The 7,165-nt window shown below is 61.1% G+C and carries 7 protein-coding genes and 4 tRNA genes; 2 read left to right on the plus strand and 9 right to left on the minus strand.

Annotated elements, in window-relative coordinates; translation table 11 throughout:
• From SH809_00100 to queA, 9 genes are all read right to left on the minus strand, one after another.
• Window positions 1-147: GTP-binding protein (locus tag SH809_00100; protein MDZ4698080.1), on the minus strand; the 147-nt coding region annotated here is incomplete at its 3' end.
• A 120-nt stretch (window positions 148-267) separates the two neighbouring features.
• A tRNA-Thr gene (locus SH809_00105) sits at window positions 268-339 on the minus strand.
• Window positions 340-384: 45 nt separating this feature from the next.
• Window positions 385-457 (minus strand) — tRNA-Gly (locus SH809_00110).
• An 85-nt stretch (window positions 458-542) separates the two neighbouring features.
• Window positions 543-625: transfer RNA gene (locus SH809_00115), tRNA-Tyr, on the minus strand.
• A 69-nt stretch (window positions 626-694) separates the two neighbouring features.
• Window positions 695-767, minus strand: a tRNA-Thr gene (locus SH809_00120).
• A 113-nt stretch (window positions 768-880) separates the two neighbouring features.
• A complete protein-coding gene (locus tag SH809_00125; GenBank protein MDZ4698081.1) occupies window positions 881-1,534 on the minus strand; it encodes a DedA family protein in 654 nt (217 codons plus the stop codon).
• Window positions 1,535-1,570: 36 nt separating this feature from the next.
• Window positions 1,571-2,044, minus strand: a complete 474-nt coding sequence (ispF, locus tag SH809_00130) for a 2-C-methyl-D-erythritol 2,4-cyclodiphosphate synthase (protein ID MDZ4698082.1) — start codon at window positions 2,042-2,044, stop codon at window positions 1,571-1,573.
• A gap of 21 nt (window positions 2,045-2,065) precedes the next feature.
• Window positions 2,066-2,758, minus strand: a complete 693-nt coding sequence (gene ispD / locus SH809_00135; GenBank protein ID MDZ4698083.1) for a 2-C-methyl-D-erythritol 4-phosphate cytidylyltransferase — start codon at window positions 2,756-2,758, stop codon at window positions 2,066-2,068.
• Window positions 2,759-2,770: 12 nt separating this feature from the next.
• Window positions 2,771-3,817, minus strand: coding sequence for a tRNA preQ1(34) S-adenosylmethionine ribosyltransferase-isomerase QueA (gene queA, locus SH809_00140; GenBank protein MDZ4698084.1), 1,047 nt, complete (start codon window positions 3,815-3,817; stop codon window positions 2,771-2,773).
• 481 nt (window positions 3,818-4,298) lie between these two features.
• On the opposite strand from queA, the gene SH809_00145 reads away from it, so the two are divergent.
• Window positions 4,299-4,760, plus strand: coding sequence for a hypothetical protein (locus SH809_00145; GenBank protein ID MDZ4698085.1), 462 nt, complete (start codon window positions 4,299-4,301; stop codon window positions 4,758-4,760).
• Between the two features lie 2 nt (window positions 4,761-4,762).
• The gene (locus SH809_00150; GenBank protein ID MDZ4698086.1) at window positions 4,763-7,021 is read left to right on the plus strand and encodes a TonB-dependent receptor; all 2,259 of its coding nucleotides are present in this window, start codon (window positions 4,763-4,765) and stop codon (window positions 7,019-7,021) included.
• The last annotated feature ends 144 nt before the right edge of the window (window positions 7,022-7,165 follow it).

The raw sequence follows: 7,165 nt of genomic DNA on the forward strand, positions 1-7,165 counted from the left end.
AAACGAGCGTACCACGATGCCGCCGCCTACACGATCGGCCAGCACCTTCGTGATCGCCGCCGTCAACGTCGTCTTCCCGTGATCCACGTGTCCGATCGTCCCCACGTTCACGTGAGGCTTGTTGCGTAGAAACGTCTCTTTCGCCATGGCTCTACTTTGTTAAAACGAATCGTTCTTGTGTATAGAGATAAAGCGCATACGGCCGCAACGCGGAGTTCCGCCCTGCGAACGACACGCGCACCCACGCCGCAGCGCGAGATTCTCGTGAGCCACCTATCGGATTTGAACCGATGACCCCTTCCTTACCATGGAAGTGCTCTACCGCTGAGCTAAGGCGGCGGTACGGGAACGATCAACGACATCGATCCCGGTAATCGTACAGCGAGCGGGAGACGGGATTCGAACCCGCGACCCTCAGCTTGGAAGGCTGATGCTCTACCAACTGAGCTACTCCCGCCAGGAGGTATCAGCGCCTGTGGACACGCCGGCCGGTAGCCGAAACCACACCCTGCAATCCACGACCTGAAACCCGTTTCCAAGAGTGGGCAGGGAAGGATTCGAACCTCCGTACTCGTAAGAGAACAGATTTACAGTCTGTCGCCTTTAACCACTCGGCCACCTGCCCGATAACGTGCCTGCTTATATCTCGTGCGTGCCCGGAGGGTGCCCCTGACCACACGAATTTAACATGAAGAGCTGACGGAGGGACTCGAACCCCCGACCTGCTCATTACAAGTGAGCTGCTCTACCAGCTGAGCTACGCCAGCATTTCAACTGAACCAGCATGTTCGAAAAAACCAGCATTTCCGAAAAACCAGCTTTTTTTGAAAAAGAAGAGCGAACATACGCCCCCCCATCCCTGCTGTCAACTGCGACCCTATCAACCCGGATTCACGTCCGGTGTTTCAGTTGCGACGCCATTTCCCGATACCAGCCGCCGCCGCATCCGATACCAAACCGCCAGACCAACCCCGACGGTCAACGCGAGGATGAACCACCCGTATCCTTTCAGATACACGGACACAACTGCCCAATTCTCTCCCACCAGGTAACCCGCCCAAATGATCACGCCGGTCCACAAAAACGCGCTGATCGTCGCGTACGCCAGCGTCCGCATACGATGCATGTGCGCCATGCCCACCGAAAGGGAGATCACGGATCGGGCCCCGCTCAGAAACCGATTCGCGAGCACCACCCGGTAGCCCCAGCGTTGCAGCCAGGTACGCACCTTTCCGAGGTACCCTTTCGGTAACCAGCGCAGTCGCTGTGGATCGTACACCGCATCGCCGGCCCAGTAGCCCACCGCGTACATGGTCATGAACCCGAGCGCACCTCCCACCGTGGATAACGCCCAGACGGCGTACACATTGAGATGTCCGATGCCCGCCAGATACCCGCCAAAAACCACGACCATGTCTCCCGGGATCGGCGGCACGACATTCTCGCCATAGGCAATGGATAAAATGACGAGGTAAGCCCAGAGAGGCGCAAGCGACTCGATCCATGCGAACACATCCGAAAAAAGCTCTGCCATCGAATCGCTGCTGAGTCCAAAAAATGAGTAACCGGTTCACGAGGGTAGGAGCAGGCATACGGCATACGCCGCGGCGCCGGCCTCGGAACCCACAAAGCCGAGGCGTTCGGTCGTTGTCGCTTTAACGGACACCTCCCGTTGCGAAATGCCGAGATCCTCGGCGATAGAAGCACGCATTGCGTCGATGTACGGACGAAGCCGGGGACGCTGCAACGCTACCGTGGCGTCTACGTTTCCTACGACATAGCCGGACTCGGTCACCAACCGCACGGTTTCCCGAAGCAGGTCGCGGCTGTCCGCGCCCTTCCAGCGTTGGTCCGTGTCCGGAAAATGGAGTCCGATATCGCCCAGCGCCGCCGCACCGAGGAGGGCATCGGTGATGGCGTGCAGCAACACGTCGGCATCCGAGTGGCCGTCCAGCCCGGTCTCGTGCGGGATAGTCACCCCCCCGATGATGAGCGGCCGGCCTTCCAAGAGACGATGCACGTCGTAACCCATCCCAATACGCATAAACACGACCCAGGTGAACTCCTAATGGGAACGAATCGACCACAACCGGCGCGCAAGCTCCCAATCCGCCGGCGTAGTGACTTTGATATTGAGTGGATCGCCATCCACAATACGCACGGGCCGCCCGATGCGCTGCAGTAGCGCCACATCGTCCGTCGCCTCCACGTCATCACGATGCGCGCTCGCGTGGGCCTCCACCAGCCAATCGCGGCGGGCGCCCTGCGGGGTTTGCATCCGATATAACCCCTCGCGCGGCACGGTATCACCAAACACCCCCTGGCCCCCTCGCCGCAACGTGTCCGTCGCTTCGACGGCCAGGGCCGCGGCCCCGGTCTCGCGAATCGCCCCGATGACCCTGTCGATGGCCGATGGCGTCACGAAGGGACGCACGCCGTCGTGTACGAGCACGAAGTCGATGCCGGGAGGCACCAGGTCCAGGCCGGCGCGCACCGAGGCCTGCCGCGTGCCGCCGCCAGGCGCGAGCACAACCGGGGTGCGAAAGGCCGCCGACGCGAGGGCGTCTACGATGGCGGGGTGGTCCGAGGATGCCGCCGCCAGAATGAGCAGGTCGATCGACTCATGCCGGTCGAACACGCCCAGCGTCTCGATAAACAGTGGATGATCCCCCAGCCGGCGAAACTGCTTCCGTTCCCCCCCGATCCGCGATCCCGTTCCTGCCGCCGGGACGATTACGGCGATCGTTGCTTCAGCCATTCGAACGGGTCGTTACAGGACGATCATGGCGTCTCCAAAAGAGAACATCCGATATTCCTGCTCGATCGCCTCTTTATACGCCCGCATCAAAAACTCATGCCCGGCAAAGGCCGAAACGAGCATCACGAGGGTGCTCCGGGGCATATGGAAGTTTGTGATTAATCGCTCAACGATGCGAAATTCGTAAGGGGGGTAAATAAACTTGTCTGTCCAGCCACTATCGGACTTCAAGGTGTAGGAGGCCGACAAGCTGGATTCCAGCGCGCGCACGCACGTCGTGCCGACGGCCGTCACCCTGTGCCTTGGCGACGTAAGCGCTTTGTTCACTACCTCGGCGGATTCGGGCGAAATGATGTAATGCTCGGAATCCATCCGGTGCTTCGTCAGATCCTCCACCTCCACCGGGCGAAACGTGCCCAGGCCGACATGCAACGTGAGAGGAGCCAGCTTGACACCCTTCTCCATCAGCTTCGCGATCAGTTCCGGCGTGAAGTGCAGGCCGGCCGTAGGGGCCGCCACAGCGCCGCGCTGCTCCGCGAACATCGTCTGGTATCGCTCCCGATCCTCTTTCTCGACTTTCCGCTTGATGTACGGCGGGATCGGGGTCTGCCCGATCTCGTCGATCTTCTCATACAACTCGTCGTTCGTTCCCTCGAACACAAAGCGAATCGTTCGCCCCCGCGAGGTCGTGTTGTCGATGACCTCAGCGACCAGCCCGTTCTCAAAATACAACTTATTGCCGATGCGGATCTTCCGAGCCGGATCCACGATCACATCCCACAACCGGCTCTCGGGATTTAACTCCCGAAGTAGAAATACCTCGATTCGGGCACCCGTCTTTTCTTTATTTCCGTACATTCGAGCCGGAAACACCTTCGTATTGTTCACCACAAGGACGTCTCCTTCGGAGAAATATTCGACAATGTCGCTGAATACCCGATGCTCGATGGTGCGATTTTCCCGGTTTAACACCATCAGCCGCGCGCTGTCACGAGGTTCAGCAGGATACTTGGCGATCAGCTCCTTGGGGTAGTCAAACAGGAAATTAGACAGCTTCATGGAAGAAACCTGGTATTGCGGGGATACTACGGCTGGTCGGCCGACGCTCGTGATCTATCGCGTTGCCCGCGATGCACAAGCAGACGACTGGCCCGCGGTGCGTTGGCGCAAAAAAAGTGATGGTGGTCGCGGCGGCGCCGAGCACAGGGCTGCGGTACATCGGCAAGTAACAACGCTCGGCCGGCTGGGGGTCTCAGTGCGCGAACGAATCGGCGGCTGAGAGGTACCCTCGGCGGCACTGACATCATCGTCGTACAACAGCGTCGCACAACATCGTCGCACAACAGCGTCGTATAACAGCGTCGTATAACAGCGTCGTTAAAAAGCATCGTTCGAAAAGAAAAGGGGCGATGCCTATATTCAAATTTCGCAAATATACGTGCGTTCCGGCTCCACTCCAAACGAACTTTTTGCGATGAACACGGCGTAAAGACCCGCTAGAATCGGTCTTTCACCCCATGCCTTGCCCTTTCCCGACTTCATGCGCACGCTTTGCCTTGTAGTAGTTCTCGCGGCCCTGACGGGATGTGATCACGGCCTCGAACCCCCCGACCGCGACGCCGTGGGAGCGCTCCGCGGAACGGTGACGTATACCGGCGTCTGGCCGCCGGCAGACTCGCTGTTCGACCTTCGCTTCGTCGGTATGCGCTTTACGCCGCAGGACACGTCCGACTTCCTCCAGCTCAATCGCATGGTCATCAGCCCCGGCCTGCAACGCAACGTCGCGCAAGACTCGTTTTTCATCGACGGGATCGACGCAGGGGTGCTCGTCTACAACGGCATCGCCGAGAAGTTCGGCCCGGGCATCCTCGACTGGCGGCCGGCGGCACTTTTCTCCGGCGGCGACGGCACTATCCTCATCCGCGAAGGGGAGGTTGCGACGATCCAGATCGATGTCGACTTTTCCTCGCGCCCTCCTTTTCCACCCAACGCGGCCCGCTAAACATGCGATATTCCATGCGGTTGATGAACGCGCTGGCGGCTCTGGCCCTTTGCCTCGGGCTTACCACCCAGGCGTACGCGCAAACGGGTCGTATTTCGGGACAAGTGACGGATCCTGCCGGCCAACCTCTCCCCGGCGTCAATGTCATCGTAGCCGGCACCACCCTGGGCGCCGCCACCAACTCGGAAGGACGGTTTCTTCTCCCGTCCGTGCCGGCCGGGGCTCGGGTGGTCGAGGTTTCGATGGTCGGGTTTCAGCGTTTCCAGCGGGCCGTTGACCTCGCCGCCGGGCAGGAAATGGTCCTCGACGTCCAACTCGTCGAGGACGTGCTCCAGAGCGATGGGGTCATCATCGTGGCCAACCGACGCGAACAACGGATCACGACCGTGCCCGTCAGTGTCGCCGCCATGGCGCCCGAAGAGCTGGCCCGCCGCAACGTGGTATCGCTGGACGACGCCCTCCGACACATTTCAGGCGTGCAGGTGCAGGACAATCAGATCAGCGTCCGCGGCTCCTCGGGTTTCGCCTACAATGTTGGCAGCCGGGTATTGTTGTTGATCGATGGGGTCCCGCTGCTTTCGCCGGATACCGATGGGGTGCCCTACGAAGGGCTTCCGTTTGCGCAGGTGGAGCGGCTCGAGGTGCTCAAGGGCCCGGGCTCGGCGCTGTACGGGAGTGGTGCGCTGGGCGGGGTCGTCAACCTCATCACCCGCACCTTCCCGAGCGAACCGACGACGATGGTGCGCGCCTTCGCCGGCGCCTACGAGCCCGTTCGATATGCCCTCTGGCGCGAGCGCTGGGATGGCGCCGAGAAGCCGAGGCCGTTCGCCGGCGTCACGGTATCCCACGCGCGCCGGGTCTCCGAACGGTTCGGCTACTGGGTCGACGGCGCCTTCAGGCGCAGCGCCGGCTACATGCGCCTGAACGAGAAAACGCTCGTTCAGACACACGGCAAAATTGGCTGGAATCCCAACGCGGATGTGCGGCTCGACGTGCTGGCGAACGTGCTCTGGCGCAAAAAAGACGACTTCCTCTTCTGGAACGGCGCCCGCGACGCCCTCCAGCCCGGCAGCCTCGCCATCTCCAGTTCATCCGAACCCAGCGGTGCGACAGACAACGAATCGAACCAGATCAGCCTCTTCCCCACCCTGACCCATGTCCTGAGCCCGAACCTCTTTTATGAAATCAAAACACGGGGCTACGCCGTGGGGGTCCGGCCGATCGACACCGCGGGAAACGTGCGCACCTACCGGGACGGCACCTACGGCTTCCGCTACGGCGGCGAATACCTCCTCAACTGGAATCCCGGACCGGGCCGTTTCCTGACAGGCGGGGCATCGATCGATGCCAACTCCACCCGATCTAGCTTTTTTGTCAGCGCGGATGGCGACCCGATCGGCAACCAGCCTGAAGGGGCAGTGTTCGGGCAATGGGAGCAAACGCTCGGCGAACGCTTCCAGCTGGTGGCCGGCCTCCGGTTTGATCTCTACCGCATCGACGCCAGCGATACGGTCACGAAACTAAGCCCGAAGCTCAACCTGGCCTATTCCTTCACTCCCAACCTGACGGCGCGGGCGGCCTATGGCCAGGGATTTCGAATCCCGAGCCTCGGAGAACGGTTCGTCGACAATCGGGACTTCTTCCCCATCGTCCGCAACCTCACCCTGCGGCCCGAGGAAAGCACCAGCTATGAACTGGGCCTGCGGGGCCTCCTCGCATTCTCCGAGCGGAGCGATGCGCTGGTGGACGTAGCGGTATTCTGGAACGACTACTGGCGGCTCATCGAAACGCGATTCGTGCCGGCCGCCTCCGCCTTCCAGTTTGTCAACCTCATCCGGGCGCGTGTTCGCGGCGCAGAGGCATCGATTGAGGCCGCGCTGCTCGACGGGGTCGCGACGACACGTCTCGGCTATACCTTCCTCGATGCCCGCGACCTCGGCGCCGGCGAGCCGCTTGCGTTTCGACCGGCGCACATGCTGACCGTCTCCGCCGACACACGGTTCGGGAAACGGTATGACGCTGGCTTCGACTTCCGGTACGCCAGCCGGCCCAAAAGTGTGAATTCAGACTTCGCCCGCTTCGTACCCGACGCCGAGACGCTCATCGACACCCGCGTGCTCGATCTCCGCGCCGGCGCCCGTTTCGGGCAGGTCCGCGCCCTGCTCATCTTGCGAAACGCGCTCGAATACTACTACATGGAACGGCCAGCACTCCTCGCCCCTCCCCGCCACCTGATGCTCCAGATGCAGCTGGACCTGTAAGTCAACCCCTCGGAAACTGTTGAGATTTGCGTATTCCATATAGAACAAGTCATCCCCGCGCAGGCGGGGACCCAGAAAAATGCCAGTCTGATGGCTGGATTACTTCGTAAGTCGCTTCGCTCGTTTCCCGCCTTCGCGGGAGCC

This window comes from Rhodothermales bacterium (assembly GCA_034439735.1).
Classification (GTDB): Bacteria; Bacteroidota; Rhodothermia; order Rhodothermales; family JAHQVL01; genus JAWKNW01.